The sequence below is a fragment of the Streptomyces sp. rh34 genome, from assembly GCF_002551245.1.
In the GTDB taxonomy this organism is placed as follows: Bacteria; Actinomycetota; Actinomycetes; order Streptomycetales; family Streptomycetaceae; genus Streptomyces.
In genome coordinates this window covers 1-715 of the sequence record NZ_NTGZ01000574.1, presented here as the reverse complement: position 1 = coordinate 715, position 715 = coordinate 1, and the positions used below count along the sequence as shown (strand labels likewise).

The 715-nt window shown below is 78.9% G+C and carries 1 protein-coding gene; it reads left to right on the top strand.

The annotated features are described in order from the left end of the window. Positions 1-715, top strand: a 715-nt coding sequence (locus CR470_RS38280; protein ID WP_373561480.1) for a tetratricopeptide repeat protein, incomplete at both ends; no start/stop codon positions are given.

Sequence of the window (715 nt, the reverse complement as noted above, 5' to 3'; positions counted from 1 at the left end):
CTCCCCGGCCGGCCCCCGTTACCGCCTCGCCGCCGGCGTCCTCGCCCAGCTGTCGGCGGCCGGCTACGAGGACGACGCCGCCGCCCACGCCCGTACCGCCGCCCAGCACTACGCCTGGTGGGCCTCGCACCCCTCGGTCACCCCGGAACGGGCCGTCGCCGAGGCCGACGCGATCGTCGCCTCCCTGGGCCGGCTGGTCCCGGGCGACGAGGCGGGAGCGGCCAGCGCGGCCGTCCTGCTGGCCCGCAGCGCCTCCCCGGCCTTCGCCGCGGGCCTGGGCTGGGGAGCCTGGGAGCGGGCCCTCAGGATCGGCCAGGAGGCCGCCAGGATCGCCGGCGAGGTCGCCGAGGAGGCCTACTTCCACCACGAGTTGGGCGTCCTCGCGCTCTGCACCGGCAATCCGGACCGGGCCCGGACCGAGCTGGAGACCTCGATCGGCATGCGCGGCGCGCTCGCCGACAGGTCCGGGGCCGTGGCCGGACGCCGCGCGCTCGCCCTGGTCGCGGACCGCTCGGGCGACTTCGCCCCGCTCGGCCGCACCTCATCGGTCGACGAGGTGCCCATGGTGCGCCAGGACGCTCCGAGCACGCCGCCCGGCGGGTTCCCGGGCGCGCCGGTGTTCATGCGGCAGCCGGCCGAGGAGGAGCCCACGGTCATCTCCGCGCTGCCGCCCGGCCCCGTCGCGCGCAAGGGCCCCGGCCGGGGCGTCCTGGGC